This window comes from Nocardia sp. CA-084685, from assembly GCF_050955785.1.
Lineage (GTDB): Bacteria > Actinomycetota > Actinomycetes > Mycobacteriales > Mycobacteriaceae > Nocardia.
In genome coordinates this window covers 3,178,552-3,199,502 of the sequence record NZ_CP192094.1, presented here as the reverse complement: position 1 = coordinate 3,199,502, position 20,951 = coordinate 3,178,552, and the positions used below count along the sequence as shown (strand labels likewise).

Annotated in this window: 21 protein-coding genes and 1 pseudogene; 10 read left to right on the top strand and 12 right to left on the bottom strand. The window is 65.9% G+C overall.

Going from position 1 to position 20,951, the window contains the following annotated elements; translation table 11 throughout:
• Window positions 1-35 precede the first annotated feature (35 nt).
• Both ACQP2U_RS14625 and ACQP2U_RS14620 read right to left on the bottom strand, forming a co-directional pair.
• On the bottom strand, window positions 36-239 hold the full coding sequence (locus tag ACQP2U_RS14625; protein WP_433715137.1) for a hypothetical protein: 204 nt from the start codon (window positions 237-239) through the stop codon (window positions 36-38).
• Window positions 240-327: 88 nt separating this feature from the next.
• On the bottom strand, window positions 328-2,040 hold the full coding sequence (locus ACQP2U_RS14620; RefSeq protein WP_433715136.1) for a putative PEP-binding protein: 1,713 nt from the start codon (window positions 2,038-2,040) through the stop codon (window positions 328-330).
• 146 nt (window positions 2,041-2,186) lie between these two features.
• Between ACQP2U_RS14620 and ACQP2U_RS14615 the strand changes: the two genes are divergently transcribed.
• From ACQP2U_RS14615 to ACQP2U_RS14600, 4 genes are read left to right on the top strand one after another with little or no spacing between them, the layout of a single operon-like run.
• Window positions 2,187-2,954 (top strand): DeoR/GlpR family DNA-binding transcription regulator, encoded by a 768-nt coding sequence (locus ACQP2U_RS14615; RefSeq protein ID WP_433715135.1) that lies wholly within the window; start codon window positions 2,187-2,189, stop codon window positions 2,952-2,954.
• Complete coding sequence (pfkB, locus tag ACQP2U_RS14610; protein WP_433715134.1) at window positions 2,951-3,901, top strand: 1-phosphofructokinase; 951 nt, start codon at window positions 2,951-2,953, stop codon at window positions 3,899-3,901. The genes ACQP2U_RS14615 and pfkB overlap by 4 nt, the downstream gene beginning before the upstream one ends.
• A gap of 11 nt (window positions 3,902-3,912) precedes the next feature.
• Window positions 3,913-6,135: a fructose-specific PTS transporter subunit EIIC gene (locus tag ACQP2U_RS14605; protein ID WP_433715133.1), complete on the top strand. Its 2,223-nt coding sequence runs from the start codon at window positions 3,913-3,915 to the stop codon at window positions 6,133-6,135.
• 29 nt (window positions 6,136-6,164) lie between these two features.
• Window positions 6,165-6,422 (top strand): HPr family phosphocarrier protein, encoded by a 258-nt coding sequence (locus tag ACQP2U_RS14600; RefSeq protein ID WP_433715132.1) that lies wholly within the window; start codon window positions 6,165-6,167, stop codon window positions 6,420-6,422.
• Between the two features lie 103 nt (window positions 6,423-6,525).
• Here ACQP2U_RS14600 and ACQP2U_RS14595 read toward each other — a convergent pair whose 3' ends face one another.
• Window positions 6,526-7,206 carry a winged helix-turn-helix transcriptional regulator gene (locus tag ACQP2U_RS14595; protein WP_433715131.1) on the bottom strand — a complete coding sequence of 227 codons (681 nt, stop codon included), beginning with the start codon at window positions 7,204-7,206 and terminating at the stop codon, window positions 6,526-6,528.
• A 157-nt stretch (window positions 7,207-7,363) separates the two neighbouring features.
• Between ACQP2U_RS14595 and ACQP2U_RS14590 the strand changes: the two genes are divergently transcribed.
• Window positions 7,364-7,792: an organic hydroperoxide resistance protein gene (locus ACQP2U_RS14590; RefSeq protein WP_433715130.1), complete on the top strand. Its 429-nt coding sequence runs from the start codon at window positions 7,364-7,366 to the stop codon at window positions 7,790-7,792.
• A gap of 171 nt (window positions 7,793-7,963) precedes the next feature.
• On the opposite strand, the gene ACQP2U_RS14585 is transcribed toward ACQP2U_RS14590, so the two are convergent.
• Window positions 7,964-8,371 (bottom strand): RidA family protein, encoded by a 408-nt coding sequence (locus ACQP2U_RS14585; protein ID WP_364350150.1) that lies wholly within the window; start codon window positions 8,369-8,371, stop codon window positions 7,964-7,966.
• A gap of 136 nt (window positions 8,372-8,507) precedes the next feature.
• Here ACQP2U_RS14585 and ACQP2U_RS14580 point away from each other — a divergent pair, with 136 nt between their 5' ends.
• Complete coding sequence (locus ACQP2U_RS14580; RefSeq protein ID WP_433715129.1) at window positions 8,508-8,888, top strand: winged helix-turn-helix transcriptional regulator; 381 nt, start codon at window positions 8,508-8,510, stop codon at window positions 8,886-8,888.
• Window positions 8,889-8,973: 85 nt separating this feature from the next.
• Here the strand turns inward: ACQP2U_RS14580 and ACQP2U_RS14575 are convergent, their stop codons facing one another.
• Window positions 8,974-9,909 (bottom strand): AraC family transcriptional regulator, encoded by a 936-nt coding sequence (locus tag ACQP2U_RS14575; protein WP_433715128.1) that lies wholly within the window; start codon window positions 9,907-9,909, stop codon window positions 8,974-8,976.
• Window positions 9,910-10,039: 130 nt separating this feature from the next.
• Here ACQP2U_RS14575 and ACQP2U_RS14570 point away from each other — a divergent pair, with 130 nt between their 5' ends.
• Window positions 10,040-10,732, top strand: coding sequence for an NAD(P)H oxidoreductase (locus ACQP2U_RS14570; RefSeq protein WP_433715127.1), 693 nt, complete (start codon window positions 10,040-10,042; stop codon window positions 10,730-10,732).
• An 11-nt stretch (window positions 10,733-10,743) separates the two neighbouring features.
• On the opposite strand, the gene ACQP2U_RS14565 is transcribed toward ACQP2U_RS14570, so the two are convergent.
• Window positions 10,744-11,196: a VOC family protein gene (locus ACQP2U_RS14565; protein WP_433715126.1), complete on the bottom strand. Its 453-nt coding sequence runs from the start codon at window positions 11,194-11,196 to the stop codon at window positions 10,744-10,746.
• Window positions 11,197-11,327: 131 nt separating this feature from the next.
• On the opposite strand from ACQP2U_RS14565, the gene ACQP2U_RS14560 reads away from it, so the two are divergent.
• Window positions 11,328-12,212, top strand: coding sequence for an aromatic prenyltransferase (locus ACQP2U_RS14560; protein ID WP_433715125.1), 885 nt, complete (start codon window positions 11,328-11,330; stop codon window positions 12,210-12,212).
• Between the two features lie 171 nt (window positions 12,213-12,383).
• On the opposite strand, the gene ACQP2U_RS14555 is transcribed toward ACQP2U_RS14560, so the two are convergent.
• The 5 genes from ACQP2U_RS14555 to ACQP2U_RS14535 form a co-directional block, all read right to left on the bottom strand.
• Window positions 12,384-12,905 carry a flavin reductase family protein gene (locus tag ACQP2U_RS14555; RefSeq protein ID WP_433715124.1) on the bottom strand — a complete coding sequence of 174 codons (522 nt, stop codon included), beginning with the start codon at window positions 12,903-12,905 and terminating at the stop codon, window positions 12,384-12,386.
• Complete coding sequence (locus tag ACQP2U_RS14550) at window positions 12,898-13,407, bottom strand: NADPH-dependent FMN reductase (protein ID WP_433715123.1); 510 nt, start codon at window positions 13,405-13,407, stop codon at window positions 12,898-12,900. The genes ACQP2U_RS14555 and ACQP2U_RS14550 overlap by 8 nt, the downstream gene beginning before the upstream one ends.
• Before the next feature lie 23 nt (window positions 13,408-13,430).
• Window positions 13,431-14,639: an SfnB family sulfur acquisition oxidoreductase gene (locus ACQP2U_RS14545; protein ID WP_433715122.1), complete on the bottom strand. Its 1,209-nt coding sequence runs from the start codon at window positions 14,637-14,639 to the stop codon at window positions 13,431-13,433.
• Entirely contained in the window at window positions 14,639-15,754 is a 1,116-nt protein-coding gene (sfnG, locus tag ACQP2U_RS14540; RefSeq protein WP_433715121.1) for a dimethylsulfone monooxygenase SfnG, read from the bottom strand. Before sfnG ends, ACQP2U_RS14545 begins: the two co-directional genes overlap by 1 nt.
• 123 nt (window positions 15,755-15,877) lie before the next feature.
• Window positions 15,878-17,251, bottom strand: coding sequence for a styrene monooxygenase/indole monooxygenase family protein (locus ACQP2U_RS14535; RefSeq protein ID WP_433715120.1), 1,374 nt, complete (start codon window positions 17,249-17,251; stop codon window positions 15,878-15,880).
• A gap of 124 nt (window positions 17,252-17,375) precedes the next feature.
• Between ACQP2U_RS14535 and ACQP2U_RS14530 the strand changes: the two genes are divergently transcribed.
• Window positions 17,376-17,861, top strand: coding sequence for a GAF domain-containing protein (locus tag ACQP2U_RS14530; protein ID WP_433715119.1), 486 nt, complete (start codon window positions 17,376-17,378; stop codon window positions 17,859-17,861).
• Between the two features lie 386 nt (window positions 17,862-18,247).
• Here the strand turns inward: ACQP2U_RS14530 and ACQP2U_RS14525 are convergent.
• Window positions 18,248-19,470 (bottom strand): annotated as a pseudogene (locus tag ACQP2U_RS14525) (acyl-CoA dehydrogenase family protein).
• 179 nt (window positions 19,471-19,649) lie between these two features.
• On the opposite strand from ACQP2U_RS14525, the gene ACQP2U_RS14520 reads away from it, so the two are divergent.
• Window positions 19,650-20,792 (top strand): LLM class flavin-dependent oxidoreductase, encoded by a 1,143-nt coding sequence (locus ACQP2U_RS14520; RefSeq protein WP_433716471.1) that lies wholly within the window; start codon window positions 19,650-19,652, stop codon window positions 20,790-20,792.
• The last annotated feature ends 159 nt before the right edge of the window (window positions 20,793-20,951 follow it).

Genomic DNA, 20,951 nt, shown 5'->3' with positions numbered 1-20,951 from the left:
CAGCTAACTTTTGCTGTGGCCCTGCCGCTTCCGGCTCAGGCTTCGGTGTGCGGCTCGATCGCCACCAGATCGAGCACCAGATCCTGGAGTACCCGGCGGGTGGTGTGAGCCTGCGCGATCAATGGTTCGGACGATTCCGTCTCGGCTAGCTCTACCAGCTTGTTGACTACGTGGCAGACCGCGAGGAGTCGTCGGATCGCGTGACGTCGCTCGGCGAGATTCACGGTGTCGGTGGCCATATACACCAGATCGCACCGACACCCCTGACCGTTTCGCCCGAGTTTTGCCGGGTCACGAAGTGACGCATCCAGCAAACACGACCGCCGATCATTCGGTGGGCCGCAGGACGGCGCGAGCGGCGGCGCGAGCGCTGTCCGGATCGGAGGTCGACAGGACGGCGGCTGCGGCGCGGCGGCAGTCTTCCAGGGTGACCGCGGCCAGCGCGGCGCCTACCGCGGCTACAGCGGCACCAGCGGCGGAGAGTGAGCTGATGCCGAATCCGGCGAGGACGCAGGCCAATAGCGGATCAGCGGCAGCTTCACCGCAGACCCCGACCGGCTTGCCCGCGGTCGCTCCCGCGGTCGCGGTGCGCGCCACCAGTGCCAGGACCGCTGGTTGCCATGGGTCGGTGAGTGCGGCGAGGTCGGCGGACATGCGATCCGCGGCCATGGTGTATTGGGCGAGGTCGTTGGTGCCGATCGACAGGAAATCGACATGTTCCAGAATGGCCTCGGCCAGTAGGGCGGCGGCAGGAACCTCGATCATGACGCCCGGGACCAATCCGCGCGCTCGTACCTTGGCGGCGAACGACTTCGCCTCGGCCGCAGTGGAAATCATCGGGGCCATGACCCACGGTGTCGGCGTGCGGTCGGTGGCGGCCTGGGCGATCGCGTCGAGTTGGTGGTCCAGGATTGCGCTGTCATGGGCGGCGATCCGGATGCCGCGCACACCGAGCGCCGGGTTCGCCTCATTGGCGTGGTCGGCGAAACGCAGTGGTTTATCCGATCCGGCGTCGAGCGTGCGGATCACCACCTTCGACCCGTCGTAGGCATCGAAGACCTCGCGATAGATGCCCGCCTGTTCGGTGATGCTCGGCTCGGATTCGCGGTCCAGGAAACATAATTCGGTGCGGAACAGTCCGATGCCCTCGGCCGGTTGTGCGCGCGTCGCGCGGGCTCCGGCCCCATCCTGGACGTTGGCGAGAATTTCGACCCGATGTCCGTCGGCGGTCGCGCCCGGACCGGTCCAAGCCGCCGTGCGCGATTCTTGCGTGCGGTACTCGGCGACTGCGCGAGCAGCGGTTTCCGGGTCCGGACCGATGGCGACCTGTCCGGCCGCGCCATCGATCAGCACCTCGACTCCGGCGGGCACATCGTCGAGTCCGGCGATCGCGACCACGCACGGGATGCCGAGTTGGCGGGCGATGATAGCGGTGTGGCTGGTCGGGCCGCCGCGCGAAGTAGCGAGGCCGACAATGAGATTCGGGTCCAGACCGGCGGTATCGGCCGGGGCGAGGTCCTCGGCTAGCAAGATCGATGGCCGGGTCGGCGTGGGAATGCCCGGTTCGGGCGCTCCAGCCAATTCGGCGATCACCCTGTCGCATACATCGCGGAGGTCGGTGACACGTTCGGCCATCAGCCCACCCAGCTTGGTGAACACCTCGGCGAACTGATCGGTTGCCGCGGCCGCCGCGACGGCGGCGGGACTGCCCGCGGTGATCAATTTTTCGGCGGCGCCGAGCCAGCCGCGATCGGCGGCCATGGCGGCATTCGCGGCGAGCACCTCCGCGGCCGCACCGGTCGCACGGGCAGCGCGTTCGCGCAAGCGCCGGGCAACCACCGATGTCGCGGCCAGGAAGGCCTCGTATTGGAATGCCCGATCGGACTCGGCGACCGGGTCGGAACGAAGGTCCACGCGGATCCGCGGCGCCGGGCGCACGGTGGGCGCGGCGGCGATTCCGGGCACCGCCGGGGTGCCGCGCAATGTCATAGCACTGCGCGCTACCCGCGCGGGGCCTGCGGCCTGCGGTGATCCGGACATTCGATTCCTCCTCCACGCCGATGTCGAGTGAGTGCGACCGATTACTCAGCTCGGCTCGATGTGATCCAGACTACTCGAATCTCTTGACAAAGCAACATAGACGGGCATAAAACAACATAAACACACATTGCCAATCGGAGGATCGGATGTACGCAGAGGAGCGCCAGCAGGCCATCGCCGCCCTGGTCGGGCAACGCGGGCGCGTATCGGTCGCCGATCTATCCGAGCAATACGGGGTCACCACCGAAACCGTGCGCCGGGATCTGGCGGTCCTCGATCGGATGGGGCTGATCCGCCGGGTGCACGGCGGCGCGGTGCCCGCGGCGGCGCTCACCGCGATCGAACTCGGCACCACCGAGCGCGAACATACGCGGGCCGCCGAAAAGGACCGCATCGCCAAGGCAGCCCTGGATTATCTGCCGCCGACCGGCGGCAGCATACTGTTCGACGCCGGGACCACCACCGCGCGGATAGCCGCCGCCCTGCCCGCGGACCGCGAACTCGTCGCCGTGACGAACTCGGTGCCCATCGCCGCGCGGCTCAGCGGATTCGGCGGAGTGCGATTGCATCTGATCGGCGGTCGGGTGCGGGGTGTCACCCAAGCCGCGGTCGGCGCGGAGGCCTTGCGGGTACTCGGCGAACTGCGGGTCGATGTGGCATTCATCGGTACCAATGCGCTGACCATCGGCCACGGACTGTCCACCCCCGATCCCGACGAGGCGGCGGTCAAGCGCGCCATGATCGCCAGCGCGCATCGGGTCGTAGTAGTCGCCGATGCCACCAAGGTCGGGCGCGAGGATCTGCTCAGCTTCGGTTCGGTCGAAGAGTTCGACGTGCTGGTCACCGATACCGGACTGCTGCCTTCGGTGCACAACGAACTCACCGAATACGGCATCGAGGTGGTCACGGCATGATCGTCACGCTCACCGCGAATCCCAGTATCGACCGCACTGTCAGCCTGCCCGACCCATTGCGGCGCGGTGCGGTGCATCGTGCCGAGACCGTGCTGTCGCAGCCCGGCGGCAAGGGGGTCAATGTCTCTCGCGTGATCGCGGCCGCCGGAGTCGAGACCGTTGCGGTATTGCCCGGCAATGCCGGTGATCCTTTGCTGCGCATGCTCACCGATGCCGATATCGAGCACCGTGCGGTGCCGTGCGCCACCCCGGCGCGCACCAATCTCACCCTCGCCGAGCGCGACGGCACCACCACGAAGATCAATGAGCCCGGATCATCGCTGTCCGCCGAATGCCTTGGCGCACTGGCGAATCAACTCGATGAGCTGGCCGATAAGGCGAGCTGGGTGGTGCTGTCCGGATCCTTGCCGCCCGCCGTCCCCACGGATTGGTACGCGTATCTGCTGCACCGGCTGCGCGGCGCTCGGGTCGCGGTCGACACCTCCGACGCTCCCCTGCTCGCACTGGCCGCCGAACTGGAATCGGCGGCGCCGCAACTGCTCAAGCCGAATGCCGAAGAGCTGGCGCAACTCACCCACGGCGACCCCGCCGAACTAGAGGACCCCAACGCCGCCGCGCGTGCGGCGAGCACTCTGGTTGCTCGCGGCGTCGACGCCGTGCTCGCGACACTCGGTGCGGCCGGAGCCGTGCTGGTCACCGCGGATGGCGCCTGGCATGCCGCCGCGCCCGCCATCACCCCGCGCAGCACCGTGGGCGCAGGCGATTCCGCACTGGCCGGATACCTGCTCGCCGATCTCGACGGGCTGGACGCGCCGGATCGGCTGCGCCGCGCCGTCGCCTATGGCAGCGCCGCCGCCGCGCTGCCCGGGACCGGGCTGCCCGGCCCACACCACACCGACCCCCGCGCCGTGGCCGTCACGACGTTGGAATCCCTGCACAGTCGCTGAAGGACACTGCGATGGCCCACTCCCCTGATTCGATCATCACCACCGAGCTGATCAGCCTCGATACCGACCTCGGCAGCGCCAAGGAAACGGTCATCGCGACGCTCGCACAGCGACTCACCGACCATGGGCGCGCTACATCCGCCGAGGCACTGCGTGATGCGGCCCTGGCGCGCGAATCGCAGTCCGCGACAGGGCTTCCCGGTGGGATCGCCATCCCACATTGCCGAAATGCGGCCGTGACCAGTGCGTCGCTCGGGTTCGCTCGGCTCGAGCCCGCAGTGGATTTCGGCGCTGCCGATGGGCCTGCGGATCTGGTTTTCCTCATTGCCGCGCCGGAGGGGGCCGGGGCTGAGCACATGAAGTTGTTGTCGAGTTTAGCTCGGGCGCTTGTGCGGCCGGAGTTCGTGGGGTCGTTGCGGGGTGCCGCCAGCGCTGATGAGGTAGTTTCGCTGGTTACGGATGTGCTTACGCAGAAACCTGCCATGACGCCCAAAACGCCTGCGCCCGAAGCTGTTTCGAACGGCGCACCCGCGTCCCAAGCGGCTTCGAAAGGTGCCGCGCCTGCACGCGAACCAGATACGAACCGCACTCCCGCACACGGAGCCATTTCAAACGGCGCACCCGCATCCGATGCGGCTCGATACGGCACCACACCCGCACACAAGCCGGATTCGAACGCCACACCTCCAGCGGCGGCCGGACTCAGCAGCGCTGACAGCGCGATAACGCCTGCACCCCATGGTGTTTCGGACGAGGCGATAAACGCGGCAGCCGGGCAAACGATCGTTGCCGTCACGGCGTGCCCCACCGGCATCGCCCACACGTACATGGCCGCCGACTCACTGGTCGCCGCCGGTGACCGCGCGGGCGTCACGGTGCACGTCGAAACCCAGGGTTCCAGCGGCAGCACCCCGCTGAGCGCCGAAACCATCGCCGCCGCGAGCGCGGTCATCTTCGCCACCGACGTGGGCGTGCGCGGTCGGGAACGGTTCGCGGGCAAGCCGATAGTCGAGTCCGGGGTCAAACGCGCGATCAACGAGCCTGACACCATGGTCGCCGACGCACTGCGCGCCGCCCTCGACCCCACGGCGGCGACCGTCGCGGGATCCGTACGCAGCGAGGGCGATTCAGCACCAGCAACACTCGGCTGGGGTACCCGATTGCGCCAGATCCTGCTCACCGGCGTCAGCTATATGATCCCGTTCGTCGCAGCGGGCGGCCTGCTCATCGCGCTGGGATTCCTGTTCGGCGGCTACGAGATCGCCGACCACGCCAAGAAGATCGTGCTCGACAACTCGCTGACGGCACTACCCGACGGCGGCCTACCGACCTATCTCGGCGCGGTGCTGTTCCAACTGGGTTCGCTCGCATTCAGCTTCCTGGTACCGGCCCTCGCCGGATATATCGCCTTCGCCATCGCCGACCGACCAGGCCTGGCACCAGGATTCACCGCCGGTGCGGTGGCCGTCTTCGTCGGCGCAGGGTTCCTCGGCGGCCTCGTCGGTGGTCTGATCGCCGGATTCGCGGCCCTGTGGGTGGCGAAACTACCTGCCCCACAATGGGCGCGGGGACTCATGCCGGTGGTGGTCATCCCGCTGTTCGCCTCACTGATTGTCGGCGCGTTGATGTTCATCTTCCTCGGCAAGCCGCTCGCCGCGATCACCAGCGGACTCACCAATTGGCTCAACAGCCTGACCGGCACCTCCGCGCTTGCCCTCGGTGCCATCCTCGGCCTCATGATGTGCTTCGACCTCGGCGGCCCGGTCAACAAGGCCGCGTATTCCTTCGCCGTAGCCGGGCTGTCGGTCACCGATCCGGCCTCGCTGCGCATCATGGCGGCCGTCATGGCCGCCGGCATGGTCCCGCCGCTGGCCATGGCGTTGGCCACGGTGCTGCGGCCCCGGCTGTTCACCACGGCCGAACGCGAAAATGGCAAGGCCGCATGGCTTCTCGGTGCCTCCTTCATCTCCGAAGGCGCGATCCCCTTCGCGGCCGCCGATCCGCTGCGCGTGATCCCCTCGATGATGGCCGGTGGCGCAGCCACCGGTGCGCTGATCATGGCGACCGGAACCACGCTCAGCGCACCGCACGGCGGCATCTTCGTCTTCTTCGCCGTCGGCCACATCGTCTGGTTCCTCGCCGCCCTCGTCGCGGGCACCGCCGTCGCCGCCCTGTGCGTCACCGCCGCCAAGGAATTCATCAAGCCACGCACCCCCGCCCTCGCCGCCGCCTGAAATCCCCTCTCACCCAAGGAGAATCCCCCATGCCCAGCACTACCGTCACCGTCGCATCCGCCATCGGCCTGCACGCCCGCCCCGCCAACATCATCGCCGAAACCGTCACCGACTCCGGCGCCGAGGTCACCCTCTCTCTCGTCGACGGCGACCCCGTGGACGCGGGCTCGGCCCTCATGATCATGACCCTTGGCGCGGCCCACGGCACCGACGTAGTAGTCACCAGTGACGACGCCAACGCTCTCGAGCTCGTAGCCAAGCTCGTAGCGACCGACCTCGACGCCTGAACGACCGGTCCGTGGACGCCGATCCCCTTATCTCATCGGCTGATTCGCGAACCTGGGCGCACTCTCCATGGACCTAGGTGCGCGACGGCTCCAGCCGGCACAATCACGTGTGATCGGGCGTGCGGGAACGCGAGGGCGGCAATCGAAACAGGCCCTTCAGCCTGCGCAAGGCCTCGCTGTCCCCGGACGCCGACGCAGCACCGGTCTCGATCGCGTCGGCGAAGGTCCGCCCCTGACTCGTCACCTCGAGGAACGCCTCCTCGCTGATCGCGATAGTCGCATCAGGGTGTTGAGCAGGTCCATGCAGCGCCTCGATCGTCCCGTCGTCGATCCGGGCATGGAAGACCTCATCATCGATCCGGAACTCGTACACCGCACGCAGCCCGGCGGCGACCTCGGCATCGAAGCAGGCCCGTAGGCCGAGCACCGCCCAGCCCGGATGGAACGTCTCGGTCTCGCGCCGTTCGCCCATCGCCCACTTCAGACCCCACCGGGCCAGCTCCAGAATCGGCGGTCCGAGTTCCTCGCCAGCCTCGGTCAGGGCGTACGCGGGGGTACGAGCGGGTGCTGGGAGCGTGATCTTATGTGCGAGTCCCTCGCGCTCGAGATGTTTGAGGCGGGCGGCCAGCAGTCCAGTGCCCAAGCCGCGCATGCTGGCCTGCAGGTCGCCGAACCGTTTGGGCCCGGTCAGCAGTTCGCGGATCAACAGCAGCGTCCAGCGCTCGCCGACAAGGTCGAGGGTGCGCGCGGTCGCGCAGTACTGGTTATAGGTTCGCTGGTCCACTTCCTAATTCTAGACTCCACGCTTCCTGTTCTTGGATGAACGAAGACCAGGACGGACGACTTGGCGCGCCATCGTCAGATTCCAAACTTTAACCCATTGACTTCCTATTCTAGAAGTGCCAAGTTCTTTTACTGGTAGCTAGCGAAGGGAGTTCAATATGACCGAGGCGCTGTATACGGCGGAAGCGCACGTCACCGGGGGAAGGAACGGCCGAGGGCACACATCCGACGGACGGCTGGATCTGGAACTACGGCAGCCCAAAGAGCTGGGCGGAGACGGTGCGGGAGCCAACCCCGAGCAGCTCTTCGCAATCGGCTACGCCGCCTGTTTCGGCACGACACTCGCCCTGCTGGGGCAGCGCGCGAAGCTCGAGGCAAACGACGCGGAGATCGACTCCTCGGTCTCCCTGGTCGCAATCGACGGCGGCCGCTTCAAACTCGGCGTCGAACTGCGAATCTCACTGCCCTCGCTCACCGGCGACCAGGCAGTCGAACTTGTCGAGACGGCCCACCAGGTCTGCCCGTACTCCAACGCCACACGCGACAATATCGACGTCGCACTGGTGGTGAACGACACCCGGTTGTGACCCCTTCCCCGCTCCTCTCCCGATGAGAGAAGCGGGGCATCACAACAGATTCAGTGCCGGGGCTGGTAACAGCCCGCCGGCGGACCGCGGTTTCAGCGGCTATTCCAGGCAGTGGATCAGGAGCCGGTATGCCATTGGTAGCTCACCGCTCGGGCGCTCATCGGTAAATATTCAGTCGAGGACTGCGGTGGCTTCGATCTCAACCAGATGCTCGGGGACATCCAGCGCCGCGACGCCGATCAGCGTGGTCGGCGGCACCGGCGTGACCCCCAACTTCGCGGTCGCCCGGGAGATTCCCTCCAGGAGCGCGGGCATCTTGTCGGCAGTCCAGTCGACGACATAGAAGGTCAGTTTCGCTACGTCGCCAAAGGAACCGCCGGCCTCACCCAGCGCGGTGGCGATGTTGAGGTAGCACTGCTCAACCTGCGCGGCGAGGTCACCCTCGCCGACCGTGACCCCTTCCGCGTCCCAGGCGACCTGCCCGGCGATGAAGACCAACTTCGAACCCGAGGCGATCGCCACCTGCCGGTAGACATCGATTTTCGGCAGTCCATCGGGATTCTTCAGGGTGATGGCCATGCTGTCCGCCTCCTTGTCCGGGCTCGTGTAAGCCCGTGTTCGTCAAACGACCTTTGGTCTCTTGTAGTTACTCAGGAACTGTAGGAGAGTGTGCGTTGACATGGAAGAACGCACTTTTCAGTGACTGAGGAACCTTATGGTGACCAAGCAGCTCAGCGGCTCGGCCGACGATGCCGACCTGCGGCGAGCCGACTCCCTGGCGCGGGAGATCTTCTCCGATGTCGCCAACAAGTGGGCACTGTTGATCATCGAGGCCCTAGGGGATGGCACCCTGCGCTTCAGCGAGCTGCGCAGCCGAGTCGAGGGCATCAGCCACAAGATGCTCACCCAGAACCTGCGTATGTTGGAGCGCAACGGCCTGGCCGAGCGGACCGTCCACCCCACCGTCCCGCCCCGGGTCGAATACACCCTTACCGAAGCGGGCCACGGACTTCGAGCGACGGTCGACGGAATATGCGAGTGGACCTACCGGTACTTCCAGCACATCGAGTCCGCCCGGCGGCACTTCGAAGCCTGACGGTTGGTGAATGCGGAGCGCGCGGACTTCAGTGCCGGAGTCGGTGACAGCCCAATCGTGCAGGCCCCGATGGCTGGGTAGCGGTTCACGCTCCGAGATCGGCGGTGGCGCGGAAATCGCTGGGGCGGATACCTCGATGGCGCTTGAACGCCGCGCTGAAACCGAAAGCGTCCGCATAACCGACAGCCTTCGCGACCTGCGCCACGGTGAGACTCCGGTCGGCCAGTAGTTCTTCCGCCTCATCCATCCGGCATTCGGTGAGATACGCCAGTGGCGACTGCGCCATAACCTCGGAGAACCGCCGGGCGAACAGCGCCCGCGATACCCCCGCCTCGGCGGCCAGCGACGCGACCGTCCAACCGGCGGCCGGCCTTGCGTGCATGGCCTCCAACGCCGGCCCGACCACCGGATCGGCCGGCCCGCGATACCAACCCGGCGCGTCGGCGTCCAGCTCGTCGAACCAGTCGCGCAGCGTGCACACCAACGCCCAGTCGAGCAGCCGGTCCATCATCGCCTGCGCTCCGGCCGGACGTCGGGCCGCATCCGCGGCGATCGACTCCATCCACGCGCACACCTCCACATCATCGGTCACGACCAGGACGGGTGGTAGAGCACGCAGCAGCCGTTCGTGGCGCCGGCTCGAGGCCCGATAGGCGCCGACAATCAGAGCGGTCTCACCGGCGGGGTCGTTCTCCCAGCGACCGCTGTCCAGCGCGGGATCGCATTTCGCGTCCGGCGCGAAGCAGGCGACTTCGTATTCCTCGTGCGGCAGGCCGACAGTATCCGCGCGGTCGACGAGGACGAACGGTTCCGGGCCGCGCACGATCGCGGTGTCTCCCACCGTGATCCGATGCTCGAGACCGCCGGGCAGCAGCAGTGTTCCCCCACCGCGCAGCACAGTGACCATGGTCAGCGGTGCTTCGTCGGCGAACCGGATGCTCCACGGTGCTTCCAAGACCGCGTTGGTGAGCACAGCTCCCTCGGCCCGGATACCGCTCAGCAGTTTGCTCAATGGATCCACACCATCGACGGTAGACGAACTCCTATCGAATGTAGATCCTTACCCATAGATCGTCCATTGCCCGGGGTGTGGAATGAAATCCGGACCGCACAACCGATCGTCCGGAACTCCGGACCACAGAGGAGGCCCCGTGCAGCACAACTCGACCGTGGACACCGCGACCACCCGCACCGCGCTGGTCGTCGTCGCTCATCCCCGGCCCGATTCGCTGACCACCCATATCGCCGAACTAGCCACCGGTCGGCTCGCCGCGCTCGGCTACCGGATCGATCTGCTGGACCTGCACGCCGAGAACTTCGATCCCCGGATGACCGCCGCCGACCTCCCGGAATGGGGCAACCGGGAGAAGGCATACTCCCCCGAAGTCGAGAACCATATGCGGCGCATCCTCGCCGCCGACGTGATCGTCGCGGTGTTCCCGGTGTACTGGATGCAGGTCCCGGCGATTCTGAAGGGCTGGATCGATCGGGTGTGGAACTACGGATTCGCCTACGGCCGCAGCAAACCCCGGCTCGCGGGCAAGCGGATGCTGTGGCTGGGCCTGGCGGGCGCGGCAGACGACGACGCGGTCGTCGATCTCATGCAGGATGCGCTGAGCGCGCAACTCAACGACGGTATCGCCTACTACTGCGGCCTCACCCAGTCGTCAGTGGGGTTGCTGGCCGGCGCGGAAGAAAAGCGGCAGCGCCTGGATGCCGCGGGCAATCTCCTGCTCGACGAAGCCCTCACCGGCGCGGTCCGCGAAGCCCACTATGCGGGCTTGGAAGAGCGGGCGCTGGGCTTCGTCGACGATTTCCTCGCCGCCGACAGGGTTCCGGCCTGACCACTGAAGGCCTATGCGGCGCAGAATTCGTTGCCTTCGGGGTCGCGCATAACCCACCAGTGACCGGCTGGTCCTTTGTCGATTTCGCGGACCCGGGTTGCTCCCAGCGCTTCCAAGCGCGCAACGAGCGCATCAAGGGTGCCGGGTTCGCTGTGCACGTCGATGTGGAGACGGTTCTTATCGGATTTTTCCTCCGGAACGTCTTGGAAGAGCAGTCGCCGACCCTGCCCGACGCCGCTGATCGGGTCGAACGGGTCGTCGGGATGACGGATGGCGGCGTAGCCGCGGAATGTCTTGCGGCCGTGATGGTCGACGACCGCGTCCGCGGGGAGCTGCCCGGCGGCCAGTAGTCGCTCGACGAGGGCGCTCGGGTCTTCCACCTCGTAGTCCAGTGCCGCGGCCCAGAAGTCGGCGAGGGCGGGGGCGTTCCTGGTGTCGATGACCAGTTTCCAGTTCAAAGCCACGGGCGGAACCTACCCCAATGTGGGCACACATCAAGCGCATGCAGTGGGACAGGCGGCCCACTGCATGCCACCGCCCGCGAGATCATGCGAAGCGCTGCCGTCGCGCGGAAGTTTCCGGGACGATGAACGTCATGGCAAGGACACTCGATCAACTCCGCAAGGATCTGCAAGAGTATGCGCGCCTGGCTGAGGTTCGCTACGACTCCACGATCGTGGATCCCGTACTGGAGACCCTCGCTGAGCTGTGGACCAACTCCGTTGTCGGCGTGCGCACCACCACACATCCGGTGGGTGAGCGCGAGGTCAACGCCCGGGTGATGCATCCGGGCGAGCCGAGCGAGCTCATCGAGAAACTGCTCCGCGCAGGGCTTCTCAGCTACACCGGTCATCCGATGGAGAAATTGCTGGCCGAGATCTCGGCCGAGGTGCCAGTCAATTCGGGCGTCGACCTCGCACTTTCCGGTGGGGTGCAGAAGATCTGGCTGGTCTTTCCCGAATTGCTCAGCGTGGAACGGGTTCTCGGCTTCGCCGGAATTCCCGAATCGGCACGCGCGCACGCCGACCATCTATCCCGCTACGGCGGCCGAATCGGGATTCTCGCGGTAGATTTCGATGCCCGCACGATGAACCTCTACTCGAACGTCTTCGAGCCCGGCCATCTCACACCCGCGGATATCACCGGGATCCTGGCCGAACTCGACTTCACCGCGGCCACCGAGACCGAACTCGCCTTACTCGCCCGCACCTTCAACCTCTACCGCACCTTCTCTTGGACCTCATCGCATATGGAGCGAATCTGCTTCCCGGTGCGCTGCGAACCGTCCAGCTTCCCAACCCACCTCGACCCGGTCCTGGCCCGTTTCGTCGCCGAAGCACCATTCGCCGACCCCGACACCCGCGGCTTCGTCTTCTACGCCGCCTACGGCCCGACCAACCGCTACTACAAGGTTCAGGCCGAATACGCGGGCGTCCGCGTCGCCACCTTCCCAGGCGGCACCGCACCCCGCCCAACCTAGTCTCTGGCCGGATAGCTTCTGCCGTATCGAGCCTTGGTTCGGGGGGTTCCGTCGAACGGAGTCCAATCGTGGTCGCCCACGCCGCATTCGACCGCCACATCACTTGGCTCGGCAAACAGCCGGAGCGGGTGGCGCACAAGCTATCTGGACCAGGCGCTAGCTCATCGAATGTCAGCTGGCGATCTCGGTGATCTCCCGGTGCGGGTGCAGGCTGCGAAATTTGCTGCCGTGGAAGATCAGTGGTTCGGCATCAGCACGGGCGGCGAGGCGATTGATCCGAAGGATGACCACTGTGTGGTCGCCCGCGGGGATGCGTGCCTCGACCGCGCCCTCGATCCACGCCGTCGCACCATCGATGAAGATCGCGTCGGCCGCGCCACGGTGCACATCCACATTATGGAAGCGATTGCCGTTGCGGTTGCTCAGTGCCCGAGCCGCGTGCTCTTGATCGGTGCCGAGCAGACTCAGACCGAGGTGCGTTGCGGTATCCAGCTTCGGCCAGGTCGCCGAGCTGTTCTGCACACAGAACGACACCAGGGGCGGGTCCAGCGAGACCGGGACGAAGGTGCTCACCGCCAAACCGTATGGCGTACCTTCGATTTCGGCGCACACCGCGACGACACCGCTGGGGAAGCTGGCGAAGACGCGACGTAGTCCGCAACCGTCGGACGGAAATTCGAAGAGCTCATGCATGATCGGCCGCCTTCGAGGCGAGCGCCGCGGCGACCGGGCGCCAGCGTTCGGTATAGCGCGCGATGGCGCCGTCTTCCTGAAATGTACTGTCCGAGAGATAGAGACCGGGCAGCGCCGCCGTCGCGCCGAGTTCGACCAACACCGGCTTGAGCAGCAGATCCGGGGCGAGCGCATGGGCCGGGCCCGCGCCGAGCATGAGCGGTACCGCCACCACATCGGCCAGGCCGGTACCGCCCTCGAACTGTTCGAGGAACAGCTTCAACAGCCCGGTGTAGGTGGCCTTGAAGGTAGGACTGGCGAAGACCACCAGCTCCGAATTCGCCACCGCGCGAATGGCGGCCGCGACCTCTGGATCACCCCAGGACAGCAGCCTCGCGCCGTAGGAGACCAGATCGATCACCTCCGGTTCCACGTCCGGGCGTAATCCCGCGGCGACCAGCGTTGCCGCGGTCAGGGTACGAGAGGCTGGCTTCGGATTCCCCACGACGACCGTAATTGTCACTTCCGTATCCTCTTCTCGCTCGATCAGATCACGCCGTGCAACGGTGGCGCGGTGTCATGCAGTAGTGCCCGGCCGATGTGCTGATATTTCCACCGGACCGGGTCGTGCAGGGTGTGGGTTCGGGCATTTCGCCAGAAGTGGTGCAGGTTCAGATCTGCTGTGGCACTGCGTGTTCCGCCGACCTCGAACAGCGCGGCCGAGACCTCGTTGGCCGCTCGATCGGCGAGCACCTTGGCGGTGGCTACGGCAAGCGAGGCCGCGCCGACGGATTCGGCGGCAGCGACGGCGGCGTCGACGGCGACACCGGCGACGGTGAGCGTGGCCTCGGCCGTCGTCACCGCGACCGAAAGCTCACCGAAACGCTGGATGAGCAGCGGATCGTCGATAGCCCTTTCGACACTTGATTCGAACCACGGGCGACTCGAAGTGCGCACGAATTCGGTTGCGGCACTGAGCGCGCCGCGAGCGATGCCGGTGTCGATAGCGGCATGCAGCAGTTGCGCGTAGGCACCGTAGCCGGTCGGCGCGTGCACAGCCGCCGAGCGGGCGATCAGCTGATCCGGCTCGACGAGCACCTCGGCGAATTCGATGGTCCCGCTGCCAGTGGTGCGCTGGCCGATGCCGTTCCAGTCATCGATGATCCGCACACCCGGGGTATCGGCTGGCAGATACGCGATGTACTCCCCCGCAGGCAGTCCACTGCGGCCCTCCGGATCATCGAGCCGGGTCAGCACCGCGAGCAAATCCGCGAAAAGCGAACCCGTACAGTAGAATTTGACGCCATCGATACGGAACCGATTCCCCACCGGACGCACCGTAGTGGCGATATCGGCGACGGTCGCGGTGCCGCGCTCGGACTGCGCATTGGCAATGCGAGCCCCCGCGAGAACTTGCCCGAAGTACCCCGCCTGCTGATCAGCGGTACCCGCCAAGCGCAATAGGTTCAGATATACGAAGTGGCTGTGCGGAATCTGCGCGATATTCGGGTCGGCGCCCGCCAGAATCCGCACCACCTCGGCCACCGCACTCGGCGGCAGATCAGCGCCCCCGAATGCCGCGGGCACGGTGATCGCGAGCAATCCACTCGCCGCGAGTCGATCCACCTCGGCGAAGGGCAACTCCCGGCCGAGATCACGTGCCGCCGTGCCGTCGGCGAATTCCGAAGCAAGCTGGGCCGCAACCGAATACGCTTGCGCGGCGGATTCGATCCGGTCGGCGACGACGGCGGTCATCAGTGCCCCACAGTGGCCGGCGTACGTGCGGCCTCCAGTTCGCGGACCAGCGGCAGCACCTTCGCGCCGAAGTACTCGACCTCCTCCTGAAAGTGCAGGAAACCGGCCAGAATCAGGTCGACGCCGAGTTCCTTGTAGGCCACAATGCGCTCGGCGACCTGTTCGGGTGTGCCGATCAATTTGGTCCGGAATCCGTCGTTGTACTGCACGAGATCTTCGAACGTCGAATCCGCCCACATCCCCCTGCGGTCCTTCGTCGACGCACCAGCTTGTTGCACCGCGTCCCGGAAGCCTTCCACCGCAGGCTTATTCGCCTTCTCGATGATTTCGCGCAAGGTATCGCGGGCTTCTTTCTCGGTATCGCGAGCAATGATGAAACCGTTCAGACCGAATTCGACCTCGCGTTGATTCGCCTGGGCGATACTGCGCAGCTCTTCCAATTGTTCGGTGACGCCGTCGAAATCCTTGCCATTGGAGAAGTACCAGTCCGCGTAGCGGCCACCATTGCGACGCGCAGCGGTCGAGTTACCGCCCTGGAACAGTTCGGGATTCGGCCGTTCCGGAGTGTTCAGTGGCTTGGGCTTCAGCGTGAAGTCGCGGATGCGGTAGAAATCGCCGCCGTAGTTGACATCATCCTCTGTCCAGATCTTGCGGATCACCTCGAGGAATTCGGCGCTGCGCCGGTACCGCTCGTCGTGTTCGAGCCACGGCTCGCCGAGTGCGGTGAATTCCCCTGCGAACCAACCGGATACGACGTTGATGGCGAAACGACCATTGGAGAGGTGATCGGCGGTGGCGCCGAATTTGGCCAGCACGGCCGGATGCCAGAGGCCGGGATGAATCGCGGCGATCACCTTCAGCCGCTCGGTCGCACCGAGCAGCGCGAGACTGAACGAAGTCGACTCGTGCTGGTATTCCGCGCCGTAGGACGCGGTGTAGCGGACCTGGGACAGCGCGTAATCGAACCCGTTGTTCTCCGCGGTTTGCGCCAACTTCTTGTTGTATTCGAAGTCCCAACTGGTGCGTTGTTCGATATCACTGGTGACCAGCCCCCCGCTGACATTCGGCACCCAGTAGGCGAACCGGATCTGATCGGCGATGTGCTCTGTGGTCATACTTACTCCATTGGTGTCGGGAACCGTCTATCGCCAGGGGCGCACCATGCGCCCCTTCCACTCCAGCACCGCAAGCCCACCGACAGGAGGGTTTGAATCTGTGCGATCGGATGGGTGTAGCGATCAGGCGTTGGCGAGGCTGTAACCGGATCGGCTGAATCGACCGGCCGGTGTGAACCGTCCGAGCAGCGCCTCGGCATCCGCACCGGTGACCTGGGCGATGAATTCGGCGGCCGATTCGAGCGAATCGACACCGAGGAATGGCTGCGGGCCGTGCAGCAGTCCGACGAGTGCGTTCGCGAAGCGCTGATCAACCGCGGCCGCGGCGAAGAGCTGATTGCCGATATCGGCCAATTCCGGATCGCCGAGGAACAAGCGGGTGACCTTATTCGCCGCATCCCCGCGCGCGGCGAGGAATGCGGCGTACTGTGCGCTGATCCAGTCCGCGTCGAACGGTCCCTCGTGCACGGCGGCCGCCGCGACCAGTCGTTGCGCCTGGATAAGTCCACTCTGCGCGCCCTGCCCCGCGATCGGGTCGTAGGCGGCCGAGGTATCACCAAGCGAGGCAACGACATGACCACCGGCGGTCCGCCCGACGCCGGACCGGACGACCGGCCGGACCGCGCCCTCGAGCCAGGAATGCGGATCCTCGGCGATCACCCGGGTTTCGAGCACCTCGGGCAGATCCCAATCGATGAAATCGCGGTACAGATCCTGCACGATCCGATGCGCCGATTCGGCCGAATCCGCTGCGGCGAAACGACTTTCCCATTCACTGCCCGGCCGTGCCCAGCCGAGGAATGCCCAGCTCGGACCCACGTCCTTGTGCAGATACGGTCCCCACCAGCCCTCGCCCTGCTCGGCGAAGATGGAGAAGCCGCTGTGCGCGCCACCGGCCCGGCTGCGGTGCGCGAAAACGCTTTCGTCATGGCCGATTCCGGTCACGGTGACGGTGAGCAGCGACCGCTGTGGCGCATCGTAGGGGGTGCGTGCCTGATCGATCGCGAACAGATCGGACAGGCCGCCGCGTCCAGTGGCGACCAAGGTGAGATCGACGGCGGCGGCAATGGTGTCGAGTTTGTCGGGCGTCACCTGTTCGACGACGAAACGTCCGCCGCGTTCCAGGAATGCGGTCAGCCGTTCGTCGGCCTTCAAACGAGTATCGACCGCAACTCCGACAAATCCGTCGAAATGACCGTCGAATTGGATCAATTCCTCGCGCTCGGGTCCGGCAATGCGCACGCTCAGCCCGGTATGCCGGGGTGCGCGACCGGTGTAGGTGTCCAGACCGAGCGCGGATTCGGCCTGTTGGGTCTCCCCGAATTCGAGTGCTGTGCCGGTGGCCGGCACATCTTCGCGCAACGAACGCTGATCGCGATCGCTGTAGAGCGTGACGTCGAATCCGGCGTCGAGTAATCCTAGAGCCGCAGTGACGCCGGTTTGACCGGCACCGATTACCGCGGCCGAACGTGTGGAGCGGGTATTCTGCGATGTCATGCCAATCATGGTCCGTCTACCGCCGCGATGATTGCAGTGTTGCGATCATCGAGAATCAATGGGGTGACCTGGAATTCGCGATCGCGCCGAACGCGCCCGATCGTAGCTGCCCTACGATTCAGCCATGTCGTTCACTGTTTCCGAACTGACCGGTGACCGGTCCGAACAGTACCGTCAACTCCTCGCGCAGGCCGGGGCGCTGGTCGCGGGTGAGACCGACCGGATCGCGAATGCCGCGAATCTGGCCGCGCTGGTCTTCCACGCGCTGACCGAGGTGAATTGGGTCGGATTCTATTTCTACGACGGGCAGGAATTGGTGGTCGGGCCGTTCCAGGGCAAACCGGCCTGCGTGCGCATCGCCATCGGCAAGGGTGTCTGCGGCACCGCCGCCGAAGTCCGGGAGACCCAATTGGTGCCCGACGTGCACGCCTTTCCCGGACATATCGCCTGTGATGCCGACACCCACTCGGAAATCGTGATCCCGCTGGTGCGCGACAATATCCTCGTCGGCGTCTTCGATCTCGACAGCCCGCGACCGAACCGCTTCGACGATATCGACAGAAAAGGCCTGGAATCCATCACGCAGGCCTTCCTGAATTCGCTGGATTAAACGGCGGCGGCGCCCGGCCGCGATACGGCATCGGGCAGGGCCGTCGATGATGACCCGCCGAGGCGATACCGTACGCCGCGGTGTTCCTGCGGCAGCCGATCGCCCTTGTCGGAGGTGATGACGCAGTTCATATCGAAAGCAGTCAACTTCTCGGCCCTGCAGGACCGAACTCGCAGCTCTTACCCGCGCCTGGCTGGCGTGGGCTCGGCCGCGTCGTCGGCAGCGTGACTCACTGCCCAGCCCGTAACAGCGCGTGCGGCGATGTTACGGGCTGCGTTCACGTGATCGCGGAGTACACCGACCAGTAGAAACGACCGGACTAGCATCCGGTCCGCAATTCCACCCGAGCCCTGAAGCGCCGGGCTTGCACAACCCAATACGGCACGTCACTTTTTGTCTCCCGTCGCGGGCTTGCGCTCACCCGCGCTCCATGCGAACGGCAGTTGCGTACCGTTCAGCAGATAATCACCGATCGCCCTGGCCTTTTGGATGGCCGGATTGTGCACCGAGATGGTGCGGGCATTGCGCCAGTGCCGATCCAGCCGCAGGCGCTCGGAGACGACCGATGCACCGCCCACCTCGAACAGCAGTGTGGTGGCGGGCAATACGAGATCGATGACCGCGAGTTGTGCCTGCGCGGCGGCGAGTTCGGCTGCCACGATGGCCCCTTCGTCCTGCGCACCGCCGACGAGCACCTTGTCGAGTACATCAGCGACGGCGAGCACGGTGGCCTCGGCGGCGAAGGCGGCGGCGGAAGCCGTCCGATCACCTGTTGCACCAACGGATCCCGGCGTGGCAGGTCGGCGGCGGAATGGGTGTAGCCGCGGGTGCGCGCCGCCACCCACTCGCGGGCATCGCGCTCGGCCCGCTTGGCGATACCGGCGAGCACCGACAGCTGGACCAACTGCAGGTATGAGGTCGCATAGGTCGGTCCAGGCGCGCCGTAGCCGGGCCCGAGAATGCGCTCCGGCTCGACCGCGACATCGGTGAATTCCGTTGTGCCGCTCGCGGTGAGCCGCTGGCCGAAGCCGTCCCAGTCGTCGTGCTGGCGGACGCCGTCGGCATTCGCATCGACGAGCACGCCCACCCGCTCACCGTCGCGATCGGCGGCCGCCAGGATGTAGTCCGCGTAGAGCGAGCCGGTGCTGTAGTACTTGGCGCCGTTGAGCAGCCAGCGGTCGCCATCCTTGGTCAGCCTCGTGCGGTAATGGTCGACCGCACCGACGCCCGGTTCGGTGATCGCATTGCCGACGAGCGTGCCTGCGGCGGTGGCACGCAGCCAATGCGCACGGTTCTCGCCCGGCTCGGCGAGCAACTGGTCTTCGACAAAGGAGAAGTGCACCCGCAACGCCTGCGGCAGATTCGATTCCGCGGCCGCCAATTCGATGAGCAAGCGGAACAGCTGTCGCACCGTGACGCCGTAACCGCCGAATTCGACCGGCACCCGCAGCGCACCGAATTTGGCCTCGCGCAGCCAGCCCACCTCCTCGAAGGGCAGCCGATGATCGATCTCGCGCTCGACCGCTCCCTGCGCGATGCGGTCGAAGATCGGGCCGAAGATCGCATCCAGGTCGGAGTCTGTGGTGGATTTCGCCTCGATGGATGTCATCACACCACCATCGCGCGCAGACACCGTCAGCTCACCAGTTATCCGCACTGCGATCTAAACGTGCTGCTCGAGGGTAAGAACCACACAGATTCCAACCGGTGACACGGCTCGGCGACGCTGGCAGCATCGCCGCTATCCGTGCCGAAAACGGCATCCGAACCGGCGAGGAGCAGTTGTCGATGTCACTGTCGTTCCATTGGTTTCTGCCCACCTACGGCGATTCGCGTGGCCTGATCGCGGGTGGTCACGGCACTTCGATGTCCGGTGACCGTCCGGCATCGCTGCGCTATCTCAACCAAATCGGCGCGGCAGCCGAGGACAATGGATTCGAGGCTGTTCTCACCCCGACCGGCGCATGGTGCGAGGATGCCTGGCTGACCACCGCCATGCTCGTCGAAACCACCGAAACACTGAAATTCCTGGTGGCGTTCCGCCCCGGACTGCTCAGTCCGACGCTGGCGGCGCAGATGGCCGGAACCTATCAGCGCCACTCCCGCGGCCGCCTGCTGTTGAATGTGGTGACCGGCGGCGAACCGCATGAGCAACAGGCCTACGGCGATTTCCTCGATAAGGAACAGCGCTACGCACGCACCGCCGAATTCCTGCACGTGGTACGCGAGCTGTGGCAGTCCCGCGAACCGATCAGCTTCGAGGGCACCCACATTCAGATCCGCGACGCCCTGCTCAACAACCACCCGGACCCGATCCCGCCGGTATTCTTCGGCGGCTCCTCCGGCCCCGCCGGACCCGTCGCGGCCCGCTATGCCGACACCTACCTCACCTGGGGTGAACCGCCCGCGGCGGTCGGCAAGAAACTCGATTGGATCCGCGGACTCGCCGCCGACGAAGGCCGAGAACTCAGCTACGGGCTACGCATTCACGTTATCAGCCGCGACACCTCCGAAGCAGCCTGGGCCGTCGCCGATCGACTGCTGTCCGGCCTCGACCCCGCCGAAATCGCCCGTGTGCAGGCCAGTCTCGCGCGCAGCGAATCCGAAGGACAGCGCCGCATGCTCGATCTACACGGCGGCCGCACCGATCGCTTGGAGATCGCGCCGAACCTGTGGGCGGGCGTCGGTCTGGTACGCGGCGGGGCGGGCACCGCCCTGGTCGGCTCACACGAAGAGGTCGCCGACCGCCTGACCGAGTACGCCGACCTGGGCATCACCCATTTCATCCTCTCCGGCTATCCCCACATCGAGGAGGCCTACTGGTTCGGCGAGGGCGTGCTGCCCATCCTGGAACGCCGTGGCCTGTGGACGCACCCGAACCGCACCGAATCAGGGCCGGTAGCAACGCCTTTCGCGACCGCCACGCACTAGCGGGAACCGTCCGGCGTTCTGTGGCGTGCCGCCGTCGGTGATCACGGCGGCGCAGTGGTAGGCGGCGGCGAGGATCAGGCCCGTTGGGCGAGGAGCTGGTCCGATCAGGGCAGGTCGATGCCGGTCTCGGCGGCTTCGCCGTCTTGACGCTGCGCTCTG